Annotated in this window: 20 protein-coding genes; all 20 read right to left on the bottom strand. The window is 43.3% G+C overall.

The window, feature by feature from the left end; genetic code table 11:
* Positions 1–7: 7 nt before the first annotated feature.
* On the bottom strand, positions 8–1,615 hold the full coding sequence (locus tag AC0VZ9_RS00340; RefSeq protein ID WP_475396962.1) for a putative polysaccharide biosynthesis protein: 1,608 nt from the start codon (positions 1,613–1,615) through the stop codon (positions 8–10).
* A 369-nt stretch (positions 1,616–1,984) separates the two neighbouring features.
* Positions 1,985–2,521 (bottom strand): stage V sporulation protein T, encoded by a 537-nt coding sequence (spoVT, locus tag AC0VZ9_RS00335; RefSeq protein ID WP_009336655.1) that lies wholly within the window; start codon positions 2,519–2,521, stop codon positions 1,985–1,987.
* A gap of 414 nt (positions 2,522–2,935) precedes the next feature.
* Positions 2,936–6,475: a transcription-repair coupling factor gene (gene mfd / locus AC0VZ9_RS00330; RefSeq protein WP_475396961.1), complete on the bottom strand. Its 3,540-nt coding sequence runs from the start codon at positions 6,473–6,475 to the stop codon at positions 2,936–2,938.
* A 479-nt stretch (positions 6,476–6,954) separates the two neighbouring features.
* The gene (locus tag AC0VZ9_RS00325) at positions 6,955–7,185 is read right to left on the bottom strand and encodes an anti-sigma-F factor Fin family protein (protein ID WP_217027691.1); all 231 of its coding nucleotides are present in this window, start codon (positions 7,183–7,185) and stop codon (positions 6,955–6,957) included.
* Between the two features lie 129 nt (positions 7,186–7,314).
* A complete protein-coding gene (gene pth, locus AC0VZ9_RS00320) occupies positions 7,315–7,875 on the bottom strand; it encodes an aminoacyl-tRNA hydrolase (RefSeq protein WP_251157483.1) in 561 nt (186 codons plus the stop codon).
* Between the two features lie 262 nt (positions 7,876–8,137).
* A complete protein-coding gene (locus AC0VZ9_RS00315; protein WP_019382046.1) occupies positions 8,138–8,788 on the bottom strand; it encodes a 50S ribosomal protein L25/general stress protein Ctc in 651 nt (216 codons plus the stop codon).
* Between the two features lie 162 nt (positions 8,789–8,950).
* A complete protein-coding gene (locus tag AC0VZ9_RS00310) occupies positions 8,951–9,907 on the bottom strand; it encodes a ribose-phosphate diphosphokinase (protein WP_009336660.1) in 957 nt (318 codons plus the stop codon).
* Positions 9,908–9,951: 44 nt separating this feature from the next.
* Entirely contained in the window at positions 9,952–11,325 is a 1,374-nt protein-coding gene (gene glmU / locus AC0VZ9_RS00305; protein ID WP_475396960.1) for a bifunctional UDP-N-acetylglucosamine diphosphorylase/glucosamine-1-phosphate N-acetyltransferase GlmU, read from the bottom strand.
* Between the two features lie 272 nt (positions 11,326–11,597).
* The gene (spoVG, locus tag AC0VZ9_RS00300) at positions 11,598–11,888 is read right to left on the bottom strand and encodes a septation regulator SpoVG (RefSeq protein ID WP_009336662.1); all 291 of its coding nucleotides are present in this window, start codon (positions 11,886–11,888) and stop codon (positions 11,598–11,600) included.
* Between the two features lie 186 nt (positions 11,889–12,074).
* The gene (ridA, locus tag AC0VZ9_RS00295) at positions 12,075–12,449 is read right to left on the bottom strand and encodes a 2-iminobutanoate/2-iminopropanoate deaminase (protein ID WP_009336663.1); all 375 of its coding nucleotides are present in this window, start codon (positions 12,447–12,449) and stop codon (positions 12,075–12,077) included.
* A 24-nt stretch (positions 12,450–12,473) separates the two neighbouring features.
* Complete coding sequence (gene purR, locus AC0VZ9_RS00290; protein ID WP_009336664.1) at positions 12,474–13,292, bottom strand: pur operon repressor; 819 nt, start codon at positions 13,290–13,292, stop codon at positions 12,474–12,476.
* 59 nt (positions 13,293–13,351) lie between these two features.
* Entirely contained in the window at positions 13,352–14,221 is an 870-nt protein-coding gene (ispE, locus tag AC0VZ9_RS00285) for a 4-(cytidine 5'-diphospho)-2-C-methyl-D-erythritol kinase (RefSeq protein ID WP_019382044.1), read from the bottom strand.
* Positions 14,222–14,526: 305 nt separating this feature from the next.
* The gene (locus AC0VZ9_RS00280) at positions 14,527–14,700 is read right to left on the bottom strand and encodes a small, acid-soluble spore protein, alpha/beta type (protein WP_026041722.1); all 174 of its coding nucleotides are present in this window, start codon (positions 14,698–14,700) and stop codon (positions 14,527–14,529) included.
* A gap of 251 nt (positions 14,701–14,951) precedes the next feature.
* Positions 14,952–15,215 (bottom strand): biofilm formation stimulator Veg, encoded by a 264-nt coding sequence (veg, locus tag AC0VZ9_RS00275; protein WP_009336667.1) that lies wholly within the window; start codon positions 15,213–15,215, stop codon positions 14,952–14,954.
* 318 nt (positions 15,216–15,533) lie between these two features.
* Positions 15,534–16,418 carry a sporulation peptidase YabG gene (gene yabG, locus AC0VZ9_RS00270; protein WP_019382042.1) on the bottom strand — a complete coding sequence of 295 codons (885 nt, stop codon included), beginning with the start codon at positions 16,416–16,418 and terminating at the stop codon, positions 15,534–15,536.
* Between the two features lie 297 nt (positions 16,419–16,715).
* Entirely contained in the window at positions 16,716–17,594 is an 879-nt protein-coding gene (gene rsmA, locus AC0VZ9_RS00265; protein ID WP_009336669.1) for a 16S rRNA (adenine(1518)-N(6)/adenine(1519)-N(6))-dimethyltransferase RsmA, read from the bottom strand.
* On the bottom strand, positions 17,587–18,147 hold the full coding sequence (gene rnmV, locus AC0VZ9_RS00260) for a ribonuclease M5 (protein ID WP_019382040.1): 561 nt from the start codon (positions 18,145–18,147) through the stop codon (positions 17,587–17,589). The genes rsmA and rnmV overlap by 8 nt, the downstream gene beginning before the upstream one ends.
* 209 nt (positions 18,148–18,356) lie before the next feature.
* Entirely contained in the window at positions 18,357–19,550 is a 1,194-nt protein-coding gene (locus tag AC0VZ9_RS00255) for a G5 and 3D domain-containing protein (protein WP_026041721.1), read from the bottom strand.
* Positions 19,551–20,185: 635 nt separating this feature from the next.
* Positions 20,186–20,953: a TatD family hydrolase gene (locus AC0VZ9_RS00250; protein ID WP_206845878.1), complete on the bottom strand. Its 768-nt coding sequence runs from the start codon at positions 20,951–20,953 to the stop codon at positions 20,186–20,188.
* 213 nt (positions 20,954–21,166) lie between these two features.
* Complete coding sequence (gene metG, locus AC0VZ9_RS00245) at positions 21,167–23,131, bottom strand: methionine--tRNA ligase (RefSeq protein WP_475396959.1); 1,965 nt, start codon at positions 23,129–23,131, stop codon at positions 21,167–21,169.
* Positions 23,132–23,235: the final 104 nt, after the last annotated feature.

Raw genomic sequence — 23,235 nt, 5'->3', positions numbered from 1 at the left:
AAGCGATTCATCTCCTAGTCTTTTTGGGAAGCAAGAACATGAGTTTGCTTCCAAGCGGAAGCAGAGCAAGCTCTTCCTCTTTAAAAGTATTGCCTTTAAATACGATATACAAATACGTTAAGGCCCCCAGCGCTACGCCGCTTAATGCCTGGAATCCGGCAAACATTCTGCCCGGATCCGGTATTGGCAGCATGGCTGTGGCCTGAAGATACAGCTGCAAAACAACCGACATCATCAAAGCAGCAAATCCGGCCACCAATAAAAAGCGCAGAGAAATCAATGATATCTTCAAATATAAACGAAGCTTTGCAATAAGAAAAATTAAGACGGCAGCAAGCGCCAGGCACGATGCGGCCGCTGCACCTGCTGTGCCGTAAGAAGGAACCAATAGGATGTTCAGGCCAAGTTTCACGGCAAATCCCATCAAAATAGCCGCTGCCGGGAAAAAGATAAATCCCAGTCCCTGCAGGATTCCTGTGATTGTGATGATCAGGCTGCTCAGCAAGATCAGCAGACTAAGAATCGCCAGGACATCCGATCCCGACGAGTTTTCAAACAGCATAATATTTGCAGGCGTTATGATATTCCATAGGCCAGCCGTTGCTGCAGCACCAACAAGAATGCCGATTTGAAGGGCAAGTCTGATTTTATTATGAAGAAATGCAGGATGATTTCTCATTTTTTCTTTGGAAATGAGCGGCACCAGCGACAGGGACATGGATGTTGCCACAACAATGCCCAGCTGGATAATCGGCTGTCCGCGGTCATACACACCTTTCAGCGCCTTCGCTTCCTCTCCTTCAATTCCGGATGTTAATAGAAGCGAGTATAAATTGAACGAATCTGCCAGCTGAATGAAAATAAGCACGAGACTGCTGATGCAGATGGCAAATCCCTGTATGATAATCGTTTTGGCCACCTTGCCGCTTTGTCTAAAATCGATGGCAATGGCGGACGGCAGGTTTTTTCTTTCTTTTATATAAAAGAAGGTGATTAAAATCAGGATGGCAATAAATCCGCCGGTTATGGCTCCAAAAAGGGCCCCGCTTCCCACCATGTATAGGGAATTTCCTCCCTTAACAAGCAAATAAGCAGCGAGCAGGATGGTAATGACTCTGACAAGCTGTTCTCCTACCTGGGAGACTGCGGTTGGAACCATATCTCCTGTGCCTTGAAAATATCCCCGGAACAGGGACAGAATCGGAAAAAGAAGAAACATGGCTGCCACCACTCTAAGTAATATCGCCAGCTGCGGATCGCCCATCCTGACAGCCAGCCATTCCGAACCCCAATACAGAATGGAGAACCCGATAAAACCTATTATGGACAGAACAAAGGCAGAAACGGCAAATAAGTTCTGAATATCCTTCTCTTTCTTTAGAGCGGCCTGCTCGGCATAAAGCTTTGAAATAATGACAGGAAATCCATATGTAGATAACACGATAATGATTCCATAGAATGGATAAACCTGCTGATATATATAAAACCCTACATCCCCAACGATATTTTGAAAAGGGACCCGGTAAACAGCACTCAAAATTTTTGTAATCAGGGCAGCGATCGTAAGGATAAACGCTCCTTTAAACAAATCGCCAGATGTCTGAACGGGCTTCAATTGCCCATCTCCTTCCAATTGAATTCGAAAGTATTATAGCACATTGGGGCTTTGTGCGCGGATTTACCGGGATTGCGCGCGTTGTTTTTCGCATCTGCGCGGTTTTCGTTATTTTGCGGGCGGATATCCTTGTGTTGTGCGCGCTCACTATTCTTGCGCACGGGAAATCTTTGTTTTCGCGCGTCAATTTTTCGGTTCTGCGCGGTTTTCGTTATTTTGGGGCGGATATCCTTGGGTTGTGCGCGAATCTGCTTTAGTTGGCGCAACTCACTTACTTTGTGTGCGGAATACTCGGTTTACGCACCCGCCATCCCCGAGCCCAAAGAAAAAAGGCAGCATTCCGCTACCCCTTTCATTAAGTATCCATTTTTATGATTCCATTTGTCTGGCCAGGAAGCCTGCTGCTGTTTCAACTGCTTTTTGTTCCACGTCGCCCAGTGAATCTTCTTTAGCAAAAATGATAACTGCTCCAATTGGGTCGCCGTTTGCAATGATTGGGCCGATTGTATAAGCGGAGGAAGATTCTGTGTTCCCATCGACAAGCGAGATGTCGCCTGACTGGTTAACCAGGACTGAACTGCGCTCTTCCATTGTTTTTTCAACAAGATCGCTTATGTTTTTGTTTAAGTAATCCTTTTTAGAACCTCCTGCAACAGCAATGTAAGTATCTCTGTCACAGATTAACACTGGATTTCCCAGGCTGTCATATAATGCTTCTGCATATTCTTTTGCAAAATCGCTCAGTTCACTGATTGGTGAATATTTCTTTAAGATGACTTCTCCATCACGATCTACGAAAATCTCCAGCGGGTCCCCCTCACGAATACGCAGTGTTCTGCGGATTTCTTTAGGAATGACTACACGACCCAAATCATCGATTCGACGAACTATACCTGTTGCTTTCATCCAACGTTGCCTCACTTTCATCTGATGATTTAATAGAAAAGCGGAAGCGCCTTACTCAGCCCTGACAAGTATAAGTCGAATCACGCAGGAAATCCCGATTTCTGGAGTGATTTGACTTATGACTCGAGGAGCTAGGCGCTGGAGCTAGACAACTCTAACACCAGCACAGCACTTACTCTTTCCTCTTTTGGCTATGATCCATAATTGGGAGAAAATGAATGCATCGCCATGTTTGAACTTAGTATCTTTCATATGGAAAGTTATATACGTGCACAAAAACTTTTTCTCATAGATGTTATTCATTCCAAAATCGGATAAACATTCCAAATGATCCTTCAACTTAAAATTACCCTCGTCAGAAAGAGATAAACATTTCTATTGTTTCATTTTATTGACAGTGATATTTCCATAAATTTACGCAGTTGGATGTTCCTGCTCTTTTTTCGCTTCCTGCATTCCTTTGATCACTTCGTATGCAATGTTAAGCCATTCATTTGTTTTGATGCCTTTAATATGGAGGACAGCTTTCAGTTTCTTTCCTTCCATGCCCAGGCCGATCATTCTGCCGTATTTGCTTGTGATCTGGAAAATCTTCTGGCCATCTATATGCTCGCTGGCCTTTTCCGATAAAAGAATCAGTACTTCCTGTTTGGATTGTTTAACTGTCTCGACTCCGGCAAGTTCACCGTATGCCTTCATTTCGGCAATCTGGAATAAATATCCCACTTCATCCGGATACTCGCCAAAACGGTCGATCATCTCATCCTGGAGCTCTTCCACATCCTCAAGCGAAGAAATGCCGCGGAAGCGCTTATACATTTCTATTTTCTGATGGCCATCAGACAAGTAAAAATCAGGAATATAGGCATCAACATCCAGGTCGATCTCAATCTTAGCCGGTTTTGCCTCGACGCCATCCAGCTTATCTTTCCGTTCTTCAATCGCTTCTTTAAGCATTTGCGAATACAGATCAAAACCGACAGAGTCGATGAATCCATGCTGTTCTGCTCCAAGCAGATTGCCGGCGCCACGGATTGATAAATCCCGCATGGCAATTTTGAAACCAGAACCGAGCTCTGTAAATTCCTTTATGGCCTGTAGCCGCTTTTCAGCTACCTCTGTTAATACTTTATCTTTTCGATACGTGAAGTATGCGTAGGCAACCCGGTTGGAACGGCCAACCCGGCCCCTAAGCTGATAAAGCTGGGACAGACCCATTTTGTCTGCATCATGGACAATCAGCGTGTTGACATTTGGAATATCTACGCCAGTTTCAATGATCGTTGTGCTGACGAGAACATCGGACTCGCCTTCCAGGAAGCTTAACATAACAGATTCTAACTCATTTTCCGTCATTTTCCCATGGGCATATGTTACCCTTGCATCTGGAACTAGCATGGATATTTCCTCGGCTTTTCGTTCTATATCCTCCACCCGGTTATATAGAAAATAGACCTGTCCATCCCTCGCCAATTCCCTTTCAATTGCTTCACGAACCAATGCACCATTATACTCCATCACATAAGTCTGGACCGGGAACCGGTTCTCAGGCGGTGTTTCTATAACCGATAGATCCCTCACGCCCAACATTGACATATGAAGGGTTCTTGGGATTGGCGTTGCAGTCAGGGTAAGGACATCTACATTTGTCTTAAGCTGCTTGATCTTTTCTTTGTGTGTTACTCCAAAGCGCTGTTCTTCATCAATAATGAGCAGGCCTAATTCTCTATACTGGATATCTTTTGATAAAATCCGGTGTGTGCCGACAACTACATCAATAGTCCCTGCCTTTAAGCCTTTAAGAGTTTCTGTCTGCTGCTTTTTTGATCTGAATCGGCTTAATAACCCAATTTCAATCGGGTAATCCTGGAATCGTTCTCTCATCGTTTCATAGTGCTGCTGAGCCAGTATGGTCGTCGGAACGAGGATGGCAACCTGTTTTCCATCCGCAATCGCCTTAAAAGCAGCACGGATCGCCACTTCTGTTTTCCCATAGCCCACATCTCCGCATAATAAGCGGTCCATCGGGCGCTCCCTCTCCATATCTTTCTTAATTTCATGGATGGAACGGATCTGGTCCTCTGTTTCCTGGTATGGGAAGGCCGCTTCAAATTCCCTTTGCATATCCCCATCCGGACTGAAGGCATAGCCTTTTGATGCCTCGCGTTCTGCATATAGCTTGATCAGATCATCCGCAATATCCTGAACAGATGTTTGAACCTTTTTCTTAACCCGCTTCCAGTCGTTTCCGCCCAGCTTATAAATTTTTGGCTCTTTTGCTTCGGAGCCGACATATTTCTGGACAAGCTCAATCTGCTCTACTGGCACATACAGCTTGTCGCTGCCCTGGTAGCGGATATGGAGATAATCTTTATGGACCCCGTTAATCTCAAGAGTCTCAATCCCTAAGTATTTTCCGATCCCGTGATTAACATGAACGACATAGTCTCCAACCTTCAGTTCGGAATAGCTTTTAATTCTTTCTGCATTTGAAAGCTTTTGCCTGCGGGCTTTCTTTTTTGTGCGCTTGTTAAAAAGCTCTTCTTCCGTAATAACAGCCAGCTTTTGGCTTGGAAGTTCGAATCCGGTCTGCAGACTGCCTTCTGTAATTTGAATTTTCCCTGTTAAAATCGGGTCATCCTCACTCACAAATGCCGCTTCAATCTCATAGTCTTCAAGCACTCTTTGCAGCTTTTTAATCCGCTCTTCGTCCGGACCCAGGAATACGACTGAATATCTGCCTTTTTTCCACCTGTCCAGCTCGCTTTTCAGCACATGCATTTGTCCATGGAAATTCTGCATCTGTTTGCAGGTGACATTAATGATGTTTTGCGGATTTGTATTCGGTACATGTCTCAGGAACAGCGACATATACGTAATCGGATGCTTTGAACGGTGCAGAAACTCTTTTAAGGTGTGTGAAATCTTCACATCATGAATGATCTGGCCCTCGCCTAAAAGACTTGTATACCACTCGGCCTCTTCCTTATCAAGAGAGTCATTCATTTCCTGCACACGGCTGATTTCGTCAATGAAAATTAAGCCATTGGCAGGGAGATAGTCTACTAAACTACTTCCTTCCTCAAAGGCAAACGATAGGTATTTGAAAAGGTGTTCAGGCTTGTTCCCCATTCGAAGCTGTTCTAATTCATAGCCAACATTCTGGGCCAGCTGTGTTTTCGCTTTATCATCTTTCAGTTTTTTCAGGCTTGATCCCAAACCTTTTTCCAGTTTTTCAATTAATGTCTGGAAGTGTTCTGAATCCAGAGGTATTTCGGTTGCTGGTCCAATCGAAATCTCGTTTAATTTTTCTTTTGACCTTTGGTCCTCCAAAGAAAAAGTCCGGATTGAATCAACTTCTGTATCAAATAGCTCAATCCTAACTGGATCAGCCTCAGTCAGTGGATAGATATCAATGATTCCGCCCCTGACGCTGAATTCTCCCGGCGAAGAAACCATTTCCGAACGAACATAGCCCATACGGACAAAGTTTTTTAATTGTTCATCTGTCAGTTCATCACCAATTTTTAAAGACAGCTGGTATTTCTGCCAGTGGCCTGGAGGCGGGAGAATCTTTCTTAACCCGGCCATCGGGACGATCATGATTCCTGTTTTATATTTGCTCCAATAATTTAAAGCCTCAATCCGCTGGGCCTTTAATTCCGGGCTGGCAATCCCCATTTCCGCTGCAATCAACTCATTCGCAGGATACAAAAACACTTCCGATTCCCCAGCCAGATTGACAATATCATCATATAGCTTCTGTGCCTGCAGAAGGTTGTGTGTTACTACTAGCATCGGCCTTCCCGATTGCTCATATATGGAAGACAAAAACAAGGTGCGTGCTGATCCAGATAATCCGGCAAGCATTTGCTCCCTAAGTCCTTCCTCTATGCCAGACATGATGGAACTTACATCATCCTGCCGGCTAATAATCTCTTTAAGACCTAACATGAAAGCCCCTCCTATAAGAAAAGCGTAAGCGCCTTGCCCACCCCCGACAAGCTCCTCGAGGGGGTAGGTGCTGAAGCTAGACAGTTCTCGAAGTTAAAAGTTATACTTTCTATCTTTTTAGAAAAGCGCAAGCGCACCTATCATCTATCATCCCCGGCAAGCATAAGACGAGCCTCACGGAAAGGAGTTCTTTGCCTTTTGGGAGGATTTGCTTATACCTCGAGGTGGCAGGCGCTGCAGCTAGACAGTTCTCAACATTTAAAGAGTATCTTTTCCCAGGCAGTTCAACCGCCAAAAAGCAGATGCCAATTCAGGCCCATCGAGCCAGATAACTGACAGTCTGCAAAATCCATTTTAACTTTCATTAATCTTACTAATAAAATATGGATGCAACAAGAATCTATAGAACGGTTTCTATTAAATAAAATGATTGCCTCAAATAGAAATAGAAAAATGCTTTGGATTGTCTCCAAAGCTTTTTAATGAATAATAAAGTCCTGCTGATGATAATCCGGATTACGTTCCAGTGATTCCTGGCAATCCTCACAGATCGCTTTTACATGCATATCTCCTGATTGTTCATAGGAGATCATCTCCTGGCGTTCCTGATCGTTTAGCTTATGGAAACCAAGCTGCTCTGAATAAACTGAGCTGTTCTCTATTGAACCAATCTTTGTTCCGCAATGACGGCAATGATAATGAATAGCCATGCCTGTCCCTCCCGTTAAACTGTCCATGATTCTAGTATGGACCTCAGGAAGGGAACTTATTCATGCAAAAGATGATGCCGGCAATGAAAAGATACATTATTCTATGATAAGATTGATAAAATATGAAGATTATTGATTAAAATCGTTCATTACCTGTAAAAATGGTTTTTTGAACCATTCCTCACAGGCATCTGCGCACTTTTTAGCCGTTTCGTCCATAATAGCCTGTTCTTCTTTCGTGAAACGGCCCAGCACATAGTCAGGCACCTTCATGCCGCTCGGCGGACGGTCGATGCCAACTCGGATTCTGTTAAATTCCTGTGTTCCCAGATGCGCGATTGTAGATTTGATCCCATTATGGCCTCCTGCGCTCCCTTTTTGACGGAGACGTATCCTGCCTACAGGGAGATCCAGATCATCATAAATGACCACAAGTTCATCATCATTTATCTCGAAATAATCCATAACAGCCCGGATGGATTCTCCTGATAAATTCATATATGTAAGAGGTTTTAGCAAAAATACTTTCTCTCCGTTCACATAACCTGTGCCTAATACGCCTTTCAGCTTGGCCTGATTCAAAGGAATATTCAGCCGGTCCGATAAGACGTCAATCACATCAAAGCCAATATTGTGCCTTGTTTTATCATATTGCTTGCCGGGATTCCCCAACCCTACAATTAATTTCATTTTCTCACCCCATATTCGAAAAGCGCAGAAACCCAGCATTTATCCAGGCGTGCGCTCTGAGCTTTTTCATTTCTCTTTTTCATTATAGTAGAAAGTGTGTTGTTCGATAAGAAGAATTCTGTCGAAGTTGTGCCAGGGACTCGATTGCCCCTGCTGCTTCTGATCATATCCGAATGCGCGTCTCATTCGGATTCATTTTAATGCCATGCAAACAGGGGCTGGCCATTATTGCCAAGCCCCTGCAAGAATAGTTTCCCTGAGCTTATTCTCCACCTGCTTTATCTTCATTTGCTGTTGTTTCTCTGCCTTCTTCATTTTCAGGAGTACCAGCTTCCTGTTCTTCACCGCTGTTGATTTCTTCTTCCTGTCTCGGAGGAAGGATGGAAGCGATAACCTCTTCATCTTCATTATTGATTTCATAGCCGCGATTTGCCTTGATATCAGCGACTGTTAAGGTCTCATTCACCTGCAGATTTGTTACATCCACTTCAACAGAAGGTGGAATATTATTCGGTGTCGCTGTAACAGAGACTTCATGCATGGATTGCTGCATTACGCCTCCATCTTTTACTCCTGCTGCATCTCCAGTCAAGACGACGCGTACATCGGCTGTCATTTCCTTATTCATATCCACCGCTAGAAAATCGGCATGGACAATTTCATTTTTAATCGGATTGGACTGGTAGTCACCAAGCACCACTTCATGTTTGCTGCCATCTACATCTAATGAAAATACGCCGTTTCTGCCTACTTCCTTGATCGTCTTTAGAAAATCGGCTTCGCTTAAGTAGATGGATTGGCTTTGAAGTTTTGAACCATACACAACTGCCGGAATATTACCTTCTTTTCGCAGTGAAGTTAAGTTGGAGTTGCGTGAACCTTTTCTTTCCTTTGCTTGCAATACAGCTGTCATAAATACGTCCCCTTCCTCATTTTGAAAAATTCTCGTCTATATAAAAAAATGCCCTAAAATGAGGAAGTCTAAACGTTTTTGTTTTTTTCATATGCTATTTTTAAAAAGAACGCAGACCAGGCTTGCTTTACAGCAAGCCTGGAAAAGTTATTTAATTACCTATCAATCAAACAGAGTGCTGACAGATTGCTCTTCATGAACTCGGATGATTGCTTCACCTATTAGCGGTGCTACGGAAAGTTCGACAATCTTGTCTGTTTTCTTCTCTTCTGGAAGAGTAATTGAGTTTGTTACAACCAATTCTTTGATTGTTGAGTTTTCAATTCTTTCGATGGCAGGTCCAGATAGAACCGGGTGTGTACAGCATGCATAGACTTCTGATGCACCGTTCTCGATCAGGGCATTTGCTGCTAATGTAATGGTTCCGGCAGTATCAATAATATCGTCGATTAAGATGGCAGTTTTGCCATCGATGTTACCAACAATGTTCATGACTTCAGCCACATTTGGCTTTGGACGGCGCTTGTCAATGATGGCAATCGGCGCTTTTAAGCGATCAGCCATTTTACGCGCACGTGTTACGCCTCCGTGGTCTGGGGATACGATTACGATGTCGCCATCCATCATTTTGTTCTTAAAGTAATCAGAAAGGATTGGCACACCCATTAAATGATCGATCGGAATATCGAAGAAACCTTGAATTTGCGGCGCATGCAAGTCAAGTGTAATCACACGGGTTGCACCAGCAGTTTCCAAAAGGTTTGCTGCAAGCTTAGCTGTAATCGGCTCACGCGCTCTTGCTTTGCGGTCCTGGCGGGCATAGCCATAGTAAGGCATTACAATGTTGATGGTCTTGGCAGATGCACGCTTAAGAGCATCGATCATAATTAAAAGCTCCATTAAATGCTCATTAACAGGAGAGCTTGTAGATTGGATTACATATACATCGCATCCGCGGATGCTTTCTTCAATGTTAATTTGGATTTCGCCGTCGCTGAAGCGAGTTACGGAACATTTACCAAGCTCCACACCAATTACATTGGCGATTTCTGCAGCTAGCTTGCGGTTTGAATTTAAACTGAACACCTTTAAGTTTGGATCTAAATACTGGTTTGACATTTTGGGCCTCCATCGATTTATTTCTTACATATAGAAAGTTCGGTTTATTTCTTAATATTTAATTTTTGCGTGTAGTTTTCCTTGTTCACCTGGCGTGCACGGGCAATGGAAAGAGCTTCTCCCGGCACATCTTCTGTAATCGTCGATCCTGCTGCCACATATGCACCCTCCCCAATCGTTACCGGTGCGACGAGATTGGAGTTGCATCCAATGAAAACACCATCTTCGATTTTGGTCAGGTACTTATTTTTGCCATCATAATTGACAGTGATTGAGCCGCAGCCCAGGTTAACTTCTCTTCCTACTTCTGCATCGCCAATATAGCTCAGGTGAGAGGCTTTGCTTCCTTTTCCAAAAACAGACTTCTTCACTTCAACAAAGTTGCCGATTTTCACTTCATCATGAATATCTGATTGCGGGCGAATGTGAGCAAACGGCCCAATATTCACTTGTGAACCAATATGGCTGTCATGTGCAGCAGACTGGCGGATCACTGTGCCTTCCCCAATATGGCAATCAGAAATCTCTGTATGAGGACCGATCACACAGTCAGAACCGATGACTGTATTGCCGGAAATGACCGTTCCAGGATAAAGAACTGTATCAGAGCCAATTTTCACATCCGCACCAATATACGTGTTTGACGGATCGATAATGGTAACGCCGTTACGCATGTGTTCTTCATTAATCCGTTGTTTCATGAAGGATTCGGCCTGTGATAAGGCTACCCGGTCATTGACACCCAGGGTTTCGCCAAAATCAGCCGTCTGGTAAGCCGTAACGACTTCGCCTTCATTTTTCAGGATCTCAATCACATCCGGCAGGTAGTATTCACCCTGCACATTATCATTTGTAACTTTGTTTAATGCTTCAAACAAGGCCTTATTATCAAAGCAATAGGTCCCAGTATTGATTTCTTTTATCTTTCGTTCTTCCTCGGAAGCATCTTTCTGTTCAACGATTTTTTCAACCATCCCCATATCATTTCGGATCACGCGTCCATATCCGAATGGATTTTCCGCATGGGCTGTTAAAATAGTCGCTTTGGCAGATAGCTCTTCATGATGCTTGAAAAGCGCTTCCATTGTTTCATGTTTGATGAGCGGTGTATCTCCGCAGACTACGAGCGTCACGCCCTCTTTGCCTTCAAGCATATCGCGAGCCTGCATAACGGCATGAGCGGTGCCAAGCTGCTCCTCCTGAAGAGCATATTTGCTGCTAGAGCCAAGCTGCTGCTCCACCATTTCCGCTCCATGTCCAGTAATGGTGACAATTTCTTTTATGTTAAGCTTTGTAACTTGATCAACAACATGTTGAACCATCGGTTTGCCGCAAACAGGGTGAAGGACTTTGTAAAGCTTTGACTTCATTCTTGTCCCCTGGCCTGCGGCTAAAATGACCGCGTATCGATTAGACATTGACAGGCCTCCAATTTAACCTTTTTATCCATAACGAATATATCTTAAATGGGCTCTTATTTCAAGAAATGATGACAAAGTACATATATTTGTCATTACCATTAACGGTATTTTCTGAAGAAATGGTTTAATATTTTCACAGACAGGGTAATGAAGAAGATAGAAAAAAGCCCTAAGCACCGCCTGTAACAGGGGGTCTCAGAGCTTTAATTCTTCACAGCTAAATAAAAAAGAGCCTTACTTATGTAGCAGGCCCTTGTTGATATATTTTCTTAGGAAGCACCGGCTTCTTCAAATTCCACTTCTAATTCACCTAAACGGTGGTACTCGGCTAATACAGCCTCCTGGATTTTACCGCGCGTTCCTGAATTGATCGGGTGCGCGATATCTCTAAACTCCCCATCCGGAGTACGTTTGCTCGGCATAGCTACAAATAAGCCATTATTCCCATCAATTACACGAATATCATGAACAACAAATTCATGATCCAGCGTAATAGATGCGATTGCCCTCATTCGTCCATCCGTGTTAACGCGGCGTAATCTTACGTCTGTCACTTCCATTCTGTTCACCACCTTTTCGAGAAGATATAATCCTAATTGTATAAATTCAACATATTTACTGAATCTCCTTCTTAGATAAAAAATATTTTTTGAATATTTTGTTCAAAGTAAGGCATTGTCTGTTAAAGCACTTTTCTGTAATAAAAAACGCCCGTTCACTTGAACGAGCGAAATAAATGCGGTTATTTATTTGACGAGGGCCACTACTTCAATTTCAACCAATGCATCCTTTGGCAAGCGTGCCACTTCAACACAGGAGCGCGCAGGCTTGTGTGTGCTGAAATATTCCCCATATACTTCATTGATGGCTGCAAACTCGTTCATGTCCTTGATAAACACCGTTGCCTTTACCACGGTATTTAATGACGCACCCGCTTCTTCAAGCACTGCCTGAAGGTTTTTAAAAACCTGATGCGTCTGTTCCTTTACATCCCCATCTACCATAACACCTTCTGCCGTAAGCGGAATTTGCCCTGAGCTATAGAATAGGTTATTTACAGTAATCCCCTGAGAATATGGCCCAATTGCTGCCGGAGCCTGATTCGTTTGAATGACTTTCATGAATTCTCCCCCTAAAAAATATGATTATTTTTTAAAATAGTTGCCTTCACTTACATTGATTTTCTTTTCCCTCACATCAACATCGGATAGACGCACTAGAGAAAGGTACTCATCAACAAGCCGTTCTTCTGCTTTTTCCGCCTCGACCAGGACAGCAATCCCAGCGAGGTTTGCCTTGAATTCTTCCAGCATGCTGACCATGCCATTAACCGTTCCGCCAGCTTTCATAAAATCGTCAATGATTAAGACGTTGGATCCTTCTGCCAGGCTTCTTTTTGAAAGAACCATAGTCTGAATCCTTTTCGCAGAACCTGATACATAGTTAATGCTTACCGTGGATCCTTCTGTCACCTTGCTGTCCCGTCTGACGATGACTACCGGCACATTGAGATAGTTAGCGGCAGCATAAGCAAGCGGAATCCCTTTTGTAGCTACCGTCATGACCACATCAACGGGCTTATCCGCGAAGGCTGATGCAAAAAGCCTTCCTGCTCGCTGTACAATTAAAGGATCTCCAAGAATGTCAGTCATATAAAGATAGCCGCCGGGAAGAAGCCTTTCCGGACTGGCAATTAAGCTGCAGAGCTCATCTACAAATGGCCGGGCTTCATCATCTGTTACTTTAACATGAAACTTTACGCCGCCTGCTGCTCCGGAAACAGTTTGCAGAGTGCCTATTCCTCTTTGTTCAAATGTTTCTTTAATGATTGTGAGATCTTCACTTATCGAAGACTTGGCAGAACCATACCTTTCTGAAAAGAAAGTTAAGGATACCAGCTGACGCGGATGGTTCAATAAATAATTGGTCATATCTATCAACCGTTCACTTCTGCGAAATTTCATTGTGGAACCCCCATTTAAATCCGAATATTTTAACGATAATATACCATTAATATACGGATTTAATCAAGCTTATGTCTTTCTCCGAGCATTCTGACCGCAAAAACCTGATCGCAAAACCCTCTAAGGCCATTATAAATCCGATGCATTCTTGAATCATGATGCACAAGTCCAAAAACGGTCGGTCCGCTGCCGCTCATCAAAACGGCATCCGCACCAAATCGTTTCATCTGGTCTTTTATCTGCAGCACCTCGGGATGCATATTTAGTGTTACATCCTCCAGAACATTTCCCATGTTCCGGCAGACATCATCATAGCTGCCCGCATTTATCGCTTCGATCATTCCTGCAGTATTCGGATGCTGTACCTGCTCTACGTCCAGTCTTCTATAAACATCAGCAGTCGATACGCCGATGAACGGCTTAGCCAGTATGACCCAGCATGTAGGAGGAGCAGGAAGCTGCTGAATCTTTTCCCCTCTTCCAGTAGCTAAAGCAGTTCCTCCGTATACACAAAAAGAAACATCAGAACCGATTTCCGTCCCGATTTCAGCAAGCTCATCCAATGAAAGCCCCAAATCCCACAGCTTGTTAAGGCCTCTTAGAGCTGCCGCTGCATCACTGCTGCCCCCAGCAAGTCCTGCAGCAACCGGAATTGCTTTTTCTATTGTAATGGACACACCTTTTTTCACTTGAAACCGTTCCTTAAGAAGGTGTGCAGCCTGATAAGCCAAATTCCGCTGATCATCCGGAACAAAACGGTTATGAGAGACAATTTTTATCTCATCTTTATCTAAAAGTGTTAATTCCAGGCGATCTGCCAAATCAATCGTTGTCATTATCATTTCCACTTCATGATAGCCATCTTCCCGTTTATGTAAAACATCTAATGACAAATTGATCTTAGCAGGCGCCTTAACCATGACCTTCAACATTTCCACCTACTTCTTTCCTATAAATCGGACTCCTGTCCAGCTCCACAAGCGAAGCACTTTGGCCTGCAGGGAAAGCCATACCACATTCAGTATTGACTTTATTTTAAACGGCAATAAGCGGCAGTATTGTGCTTTTCTTCTAGAGCGTCTCCATTTTTTGTCCTATTTTACCACAAATTAAACATAAAAGCTCAGGTGGCTTGGAATATAAGGGTTAACCCTATTCGATAAAAGGAAAAGCCGAAGCATAGGCTTCGGCTGACGCAGTGCATATTAATGCTTAAACATAATCTGTGCGAATGCTATTTGTTAAGAAGGTTCTGCTGTGCGATTTCGATAGCCCGCTTAACCATATTGCCGGCATCTTTGGCACGGATGCCGCCCCAGCCTTCCTTTTGGACTACATCATAAAAGCCAAGCTCTTTCGCAATTTCTTCTTTTAAACCATCTGACATAACGCCCCGTCTTCTGCCCAACATTAACATCCCCTTTCGCACTGCGGTATGTATAGTATGTGAAAAAGACCTTTTATTCATTAAGAAAAGCGCAAGTGCCTCAGGAACAAGCCAATAACCGCTTGTTCCTGAGGAGAGGATCCAAAGAAGCCCTTCCATGGCGCTCACCCCCGGCGACACCTCAAGGGGGCAGGCTGCTTGCGCGGGACAGCTTTAAAAATAGGCAAACAAAAAGCAGTAAACAATTTGTTCACCGCCCGCTGTCATATATATTAGCTTAAAGCAACCTGTCCTGATGTGTCTTCATAGAATGTAATTTGAACCGTTTCTGTTAAAACATCTGCATAGCTGTAAGATACCCGTTCAAATGCATTTTCATCCTGATCTAACTCAATCACAAATACTGAAGGATACGTTTCTGCCAGAACCCCTGAGCGTTCAATGGTCTTTCTGCGCCCGCCATTTGCTTTTAGCAGGAGCCTTTTCCCAAGATTTGAATCAAGAGCTTTTTTAATATCTGATAATGTTTTTGCCATTCGGTCCACCTCACTATGTTAAGTATATCACACTGACACATTACTGTCAAACAAAAATATAAATTATAACAGTGTTTAAAAATAAATGTCAATATGTTTTGTTCTACTTTTTCTTCTAATTTTCAACAATTTTAGGATTACCTTAAATGGCAAAGATTATGTATAGTTTTGGAAAGCCTTATGAGACTGCATTTCATTACCTGGGAAATAGTCAAATTTCACATGCGCGAAATTCCTCGAAAAATGCTTAACAAATTCTAATTTTTTGCGGGAAAACATAAAAAAACAAGCCGCTATAATACACAAACGGCCTGCTGATTAGGATTCGTTTAGATCATCGTCATTGTAAGGCATTCCTGTTCTCAGGACTCCCCGGGTTTCAATTCCTCCAAGTCCCTTTTCACCTGTTAATGTATTTCTTAAGATATCCCATAAATTGATTCTTTCCATAAATGGAGTAAGGCTGACTTTCGCAACAATGTATACGGGGTCAAGGGCATGGATATTCACCCTGGAAGGAGAACTGGCAAAGTTTGCGCCAGCATGGATCAGCGATTCGAAATGGGACTGGCATGCTCCGGCAAAAATGACAAGCTGATCAAGGTGGGGTATTTTTTTCCGCGCTTCCCTCACCGCCTGTACAAATTCCCTGGAGTGCCTATAAGCATTGATATCGGATTTCTTTCCCTTTGACTTTGAATAGGCATCATGACCTGTTACAACCAGGATATCAGGCCTGTAATGGTCGATGAGCTGTCCGATTTTCATCGGCATTTCCTTTTCACTGCAATGAATTCCAGTTACGGGTATTCCTATTTTTTCATAGACACTTAAGCATTTCTTTAAATAAGATGGATCACCATCCAGATGAAGCACCCTGCCTGGTATCTGAAAATAATTAAGTGTCTTGCTGTAGCCGTCAGTCACCTCATACTCCTGCTTCTCTCTTAAAAGAGCCAGGTCCTGCCGGATCAGCTGGAAAGACTGTTCCTCAAGCGACCTATACTCCTGCTCAAGCTTCATCCGCTGCGCCTGGTTAATGACGATTAAATCCTCACAGGGAGCATCCGCAACGAGACGGATATCTTCTCCGAATAATATGGCCATTTTTTGGCCGCCCTGTTCTTTAATATCAATCACGCGGAATAAAATATCACAGTGATACGAAATTCTTCCGACGATATCCATCGTATTTATAGTCAATGTCGTCACTCCAATTGCCCGAGGATAAACGCGGGCTTCTTCTGGTCTCTTGTTTGTGATTTATTATTTATGTCATAAATTATGCATTCGTCTATAAACATGTGCGTAGAATTAGAAAAGCGGAAAAGCCTTGCCCGCCCCCGACTCCTCGAGGGGGGCAGGTGCTCGTCCTAAAAGCTATGCTTTTATTCGTATGATGATGAAGCTGACGAGGCATTCCTTGTAGTGCTATCCAGTTATTGGCGTTCAAAATTTGAGGCAAAAAAAAAGCCCGCTGTTTTCAGCAGGGCTTCATTTTTATGAAAAATGCGGCAGCAGGGCATCACTCAAGCGGGCAAATTCTTCAATGGATAGAGTTTCCCCTCTTCTGCCCGGCTCGACATTGGCTTGTTCGAGAGCGGAGAGAATATGTTCCTTCTTTTGTTTTCCTCCAGGAAGCTGGCTTGTTAAATTATTCAGCAGAGTCTTGCGCCTTTGTGCAAAGCTTGCTTTTGTCACCTTAAAAAAGAAGGATTCACTTTTAACCGCCACTGCAGGCTCTTTGCGCTTTGTCAGTTTGATGACGGCTGAATCCACATTCGGCTGCGGAACAAAGACCGTCTTCGGCACGATCATGGCCGTTTCAGCCTCTGTATAGTACTGAACAGCAATGGAGAGTGAGCCGTACTCTTTCGTTCCCGGACGGGCTGAAATTCTGTCTGCTACCTCTTTCTGAAGCATACAGACGATTCCTCTGATCGGAAGCTTGTCCTCGAGCAATTTCATGATAATCGGCGTTGTAACATAATACGGAAGGTTGGCGACAACCATAATATCGTTAATGCCTTCAAACTCCTGTTCAATTGCTGTCTTAACATCTGCCTTCAATACATCTTCATTGATGATGGATACATGGGGATATGGCGATAGAGTTTCCTCTAAAATTGGAAGCAGCCGCTGGTCAATTTCAAAAGCAAGTACCTTTTTGCTTCTCCGGGCCAGCTGTTCAGTCAATGCCCCAATTCCAGGGCCTATTTCAATGGCGCCCGATTCTTCCGATAAATCCGCATGATCGACAATTCTCCGGAGAATATTCGTATCGATCAAAAAGTTCTGTCCCAGGCTTTTCTTAAAAGAAAATCCGTACTTATCCAAAATCGCCCGTGTTCTGGCTGGTGTTGCAATATCTTTATGCATTTTGTTCCTCCTCGCGAATAGCTTCGATTGCCTCAGCAAAGTCTCTCTGGCTGATTTGAAACATCATTAAGCGCTTATGAAGCTGCTTGCCGTTTGTGTAGCCGATTTTGAGAAGTCTGCCAAGCTTTTCTCTTCTTTCCTTGGCGCCCTCTCCGCCAATCAGGCCTGCGGTTACCAGATCTTCCTGGGTAATGGTTTCTTCATAGGTTTCCTGCATAACCTGTGCGTCCTGTAATGCCTGACGGATCATTTCAGGCGATGCATGCTCAACGCCTACTCCTCTGCCGTGCTTATGAAGAGCATCCGCTTTTTCTATAAAGGCATGCTTGCATCCGGGTACATCATTGGTGATCGTATTCCGGATTTTTTGACCGGGAAAGTCCGGATCTGTGAATACAATTACCCCTCTGGTCTTCTGGGCAAGCTTTATTTTTTCAATGGTTTCCTGATTAATGGCAGATCCATTGGTTTCAATTGTATCGGCATCCAGGGCTCTTTTGATCGCCGCTGTATCATCCTTGCCTTCTACAACAATAATTTCTTTGATTTTCATACTTCCTCCAGGAAAAATTAAATATAAAATAATTGAAAAAAACTTGAAACATTTCTGTAATGTAATTCGTCTAAATAGATGTAAGAAGAATATAGTAATAAAGAATAGTTCTTATTATATATGATGCAGCTGAGAAATGAAAAATGTTAATTATTAACCTTCTCTGCATTGAAATAAAAAATGCAGGGGAAGCCCCTGCATCACAAAAATTAGTTCAGTATTTTAATCTTTACGGTTTTTCTTCCCCACTTGTAAGCTTCTGATTTAGAGGAGAAGAATACATCGATTTTGTTTCCACGGATGGCGCCGCCTGTATCTGCTGCAACAGCATAGCCATAACCTTCAACATAGACCTTTGTTCCAAGGGGAATGACACTTGGATCAACCGCTATGACCTTTGCACCCGGATTGGCACGCAGATCCAAGCCAGTAGCAGTTTTGCCTGAGCATCCGCTGCAATTGGCCGTATAGGCTGTTGACGATACATATATTTCTTTTCCGCTTGCCTTGCTGCTTGTGCCGCGGGAAACCACCTGTGTTGCTGCAGCCACCTTTGTTCCGACAGCAACGACTTTATCCTGCTTTTCTTTCACTTGCTTTTCACTGATCAGCTTTCTGGAAACTTCCTTGCCATTCTCCAGGACGACTTCAAATTCTTTCGCCTTAAGGCCTTCTTTTCCAGCATTCATCACCTTTTCAGTGCCTTTAGCCAAGCTATTATCTTTCTTTGTCACAACTGCGAAATTAATTGGTTCTTCCACTACATCGGTGACTTTTTCAACTCGAATGACTTTTATGATGTCATTGGCTTTGACTGTCTCTTCCAACTTTGGTTCAACACGGTCTAAATCATTGATCTTGATTCCCTGCTGTGATAAAAAGTCAGCGACCGTAGTCGAAGTTGACCAAACCTGCTTCTCTTTGCCGCCATGATTAAGCGTTAAAGCGAATGCTTTCTCTACTTGAATTTCAAGGTTGCTTTTAATTTTATCCTCTGGCTTTGGCTGAACCTTATCATGTTCAGTCAGAGTAATATTCTGTTCTTTTAAAACGTCCCCGACCGTCTTTGCAGCCGTCCAAATCGTTTTCTTCTCGTTATCTGTTACAACGTTCACCTGTTTAGCCGGTTCATAGACAATTTCTGTATTGTCCTTAACCTCTGTGTTTACCGAGGGAAACACATAATCTTCTGAGCGAAGTGAAATATCTAGATCATCGAATATATCTTGAATCGTTGATGCATGCGTTTTGATGACTTTCTCTTGGCCATCTATCGTCAGTGCTACTGTTTTCTTTGTCGTTTCATATGCAATGAAACCGCAGGCAGCAGCAAAGACTACTAAACTAGCAGAAAAAATGGCCAATTTCTTTTTACTCAAAGACTTGGATAACAGGTTTTTCATGTTTTGAATCACGATGAAAAACGCCTCCTTTTCTCTCGGAGTGATTATATAGAGTATCTTGCCGACTGTCAACTCTTTCAATTTTCCAGCTTCCGAAAGGCTGGTGAATGCAGGCATCGGGCTATGATTGCCTGAATTCATAGAACTGCACTCTATCTCTATGTATGAAAGACAGCTCCTCTCTATGCATGCCTTCTTGCAAATGCCCCGTTTTCGATGATGCTTGCCTTGGATTTATACTTTTCCACACTCATCTGAAAAATCCTTCTTTTTTTTGATTTAGGGATTTTTACATCTTTTTTGGTAATCCCTCGTTTTCTGCCGATCAGGCGCTCAGCAACCGGGAGCGATTCCGGAAGTTCCTCAACCCTTCAGACTGCCGGTTCTCTATCTGTCACGCTCCTCAACTAGCAGCAAACGCCCTCCGCTCGATCGGCAGGGGTGCTAGAACAGCACTTTTTCTAGTAAATGGCAAGCCCTCTCGTAAACGTATTTCCTATTATGCAAAAAAACCAGGAGAAAGGAAAGAGAGACTTATCGACATGGTTATCCTATGAGAAGACAGAGACATGTAGAACTTTTTAGAATCAGAAAAAATTTGGACAAGCTCCCACAGGTTTCGACAAAAAGAGATATCAGTTTATGCCGAATAATTTTTTTGCATTTTCTGTGGTTGCTTGTGCAACTTCCTCTACCGATAGTCCTTTTATTTCAGCTATCTGCTCTGCAACTAGTTTGACATAGCTAGGTTCATTCCGTTTTCCTCTAAATGGATGAGGGGTAAGGTAAGGGCAGTCTGTTTCAATCAATAGCTTTTCAAGCGGAATCACATCGGCTACTTCTTTTGGCTTTTTTGCATTCTTGAATGTCACCGGGCCTCCAAGTGAAATAAAAAAGTTCATATCTACACACTCTTTGGCAATTTCAGGGCTGCCGCTAAAGCAATGCATGATGCCGCCTACTTCTCCCGCTCCTTCTTCCTTAAGGATTTCGACTATATCTGCTGTGGCATCACGGTTATGGATAACGATGGGAAGCTTAACTTTTTTTGCCAGACGGATCTGCTTGCGGAAGACTTCCTGCTGAATATCCTTTGGTGACTTGTCCCAATAATAATCCAGGCCCATTTCTCCCAGTGCAACGACTTTTGGATGGCTGGAAAGCTCTTCGATCCACTGAAGATCATCCTCTGTCATATCGATGGCATCAACCGGATGCCATCCTACACTTGCGTAGATGAAATCGTATTTCTCAGTCAGCTCCATCGCCTTCTCAATCGTTGGACGGTCAAACCCAACGACCACGATGTTGGAAATTCCTTCATCAAGGGCCCTGTCAATCACCTCTTGTAAATCTTCGTTATATTGTTCGGCATTAAGGTGTGCGTGTGTGTCGAAAAACATCAAAAAACTCCTTTTTTCCCATATTATTTTTCTATTACTATTATGTCAGGAATGTAACAAAAATAATGTGTTAGCAGAATGGTTAATTTAATAAACTCACTAGAAATTACTTTCTAAGTATAATTTTTTCCAAAAATAAAAAACATAGAAATGCCCACGGTATACGCTTAACACTTCTATGTTTTTTATGTTTAACAGGAGAAATCAATAATATTATTTTACCCTTGCACCCAATGGAAGAGATTCAGCGATTGTGGCAAGTGAAAGTTCTCCGTCTTTTCCTCCTGCTAAAATCATTCCTTCTGAAAGCTCACCGCGAAGTTTAACAGGCTTCAAATTTGTGACGCAGATGACTTTTCTGCCGACTAGGTCTTCCGGCTTATAGAATTTGGCAATCCCCGAAACGACCTGGCGCTTTTCATAGCCAAGATCAAGCTGTAATTTTAAGAGCTTATCAGCTTTTTTCACCGGTTCAGCCTGAATGACCTGAGCCACTCTTAAATCGACTTTCATAAAGTCATCGATTGTGATTTCCTCACTATCCGGCTTTTCCTCTGCTTTTGCTTCCGGCTTTGCTTCCTCTTTAGGAACAGATCCCTGCATTTTGGTTTTAATGAACTCAACTTCTTCATTAATATCCAGGCGAGGGAAAATCGGTTCTCCCTTTAATACCTTTGTGCCTTCAGGAATAAGACCGAATTTTTCAAGGCTTTCCCAAGATGTTAATGCTTCTTCGTTTACATTCAGCTGTGAGAATACTTCTTTTGGCGTACGTGTCAGGAATGGCTGCAGAAGCACCGCGATTCTGCGCAGGGATTCCGCCAGATGGGCCATCACACTCGCAAGATCTTCCCTTTTCTCTTCCTCTTTGGCAAGAGCCCAGGGCTGCGTTTCATCTATATATTTATTCGTTCTGCTGACAAGCTGCCAGACTGCCGAAAGAGCAACAGAGAACTCCATTTTTTCCATTGCTTCCTCATACTTGGAAACCGTCTCACGGTTCATTTGCAGCAGCTGCTGGTCAAACTCTCCGTTTGAATCTTTATATGACGGAATGACACCGTCAAAATATTTATTAACCATCGCAATCGTCCGATTCAAAAGGTTTCCTAAATCATTGGCAAGATCAAAGTTGATTCTTTCCACAAAACCTTCTGGGGTAAACACTCCGTCTGCGCCGAATGGCACTTCGCGAAGCAGGTAATAGCGAAGTGCATCCAGACCATACCGGTCGATAAGGGTAACAGGATCCACTACATTTCCTTTTGATTTGGACATTTTGCCGTCCTTCATCAATAGCCAGCCATGAGCAAACACTTTTTTCGGAAGAGGCAGATCCAATGCCATCAGCATGATTGGCCAGTAAATCGTATGGAAGCGCACAATTTCCTTCCCTACCAGGTGTACATCAGCAGGCCAATAGTTCAGATACTTGGAATCATCATCGGTTCCATAGCCAAGCGCTGTGATGTAATTTGATAGTGCGTCGATCCATACATAAACAACATGCTTAGGATTGTTCGGCACTTTCACTCCCCAGTCAAAAGTGGTCCTGGATACCGCCAAATCCTCGAGGCCAGGTTTAATGAAGTTATTGATCATCTCATTCTTGCGGGATTCAGGCTGTATAAAAGATGGATTTTCTTCATAATACTGCAGAAGCCTGTCAGCGTACTTGCTTACCTTAAAGAAATAGGATTCTTCTTTTACTTTATGAACTGGACGTCCGCAGTCAGGGCAGTTTCCATCCACAAGCTGCCGTTCTGTGTAATAAGACTCACATGGCGTACAATACCATCCCTCATATTCACCAAGATAAATATCGCCCTGTTCCACAAGCTGAGCGAAAATTTTTTCTACAATCTGCTTATGTCTGTCTTGAGTAGTACGGATAAAGTCATCATAGGAAATATCAAGCTTCTTCCAGAGTTCCTGGATACCGGCGACAATTTCATCTACGTACTGCTGCGGTGTTACTCCTTTTTCTTCTGCCTTCTCCTGAATCTTCTGTCCATGTTCATCCGTTCCCGTCAGGTACATAACGTCAAAGCCGCGCATGCGCTTGTAACGCGCCATCGCATCACCGGCAACAGTTGTATAGGCATGTCCTATATGTAAATTTCCGCTAGGATAATAAATTGGAGTGGTTAAATAAAACGTCTTTAATTTGTCCTCCACAAGATTCCCTCCCTCATTTTAAAAGCGCAAGCGCCTTGCCCACCCCCGACAAGCACAAGACGATCCTCACGGAAAGGCGTTCTTTGCCTTTCTGGGAGGATTGG

Source organism: Cytobacillus sp. QJM3NY_8 (genome assembly GCF_056173585.1).
Note: the sequence above shows the minus strand (reverse complement) of the source record. Positions and strands in the feature narration are given on the sequence as shown.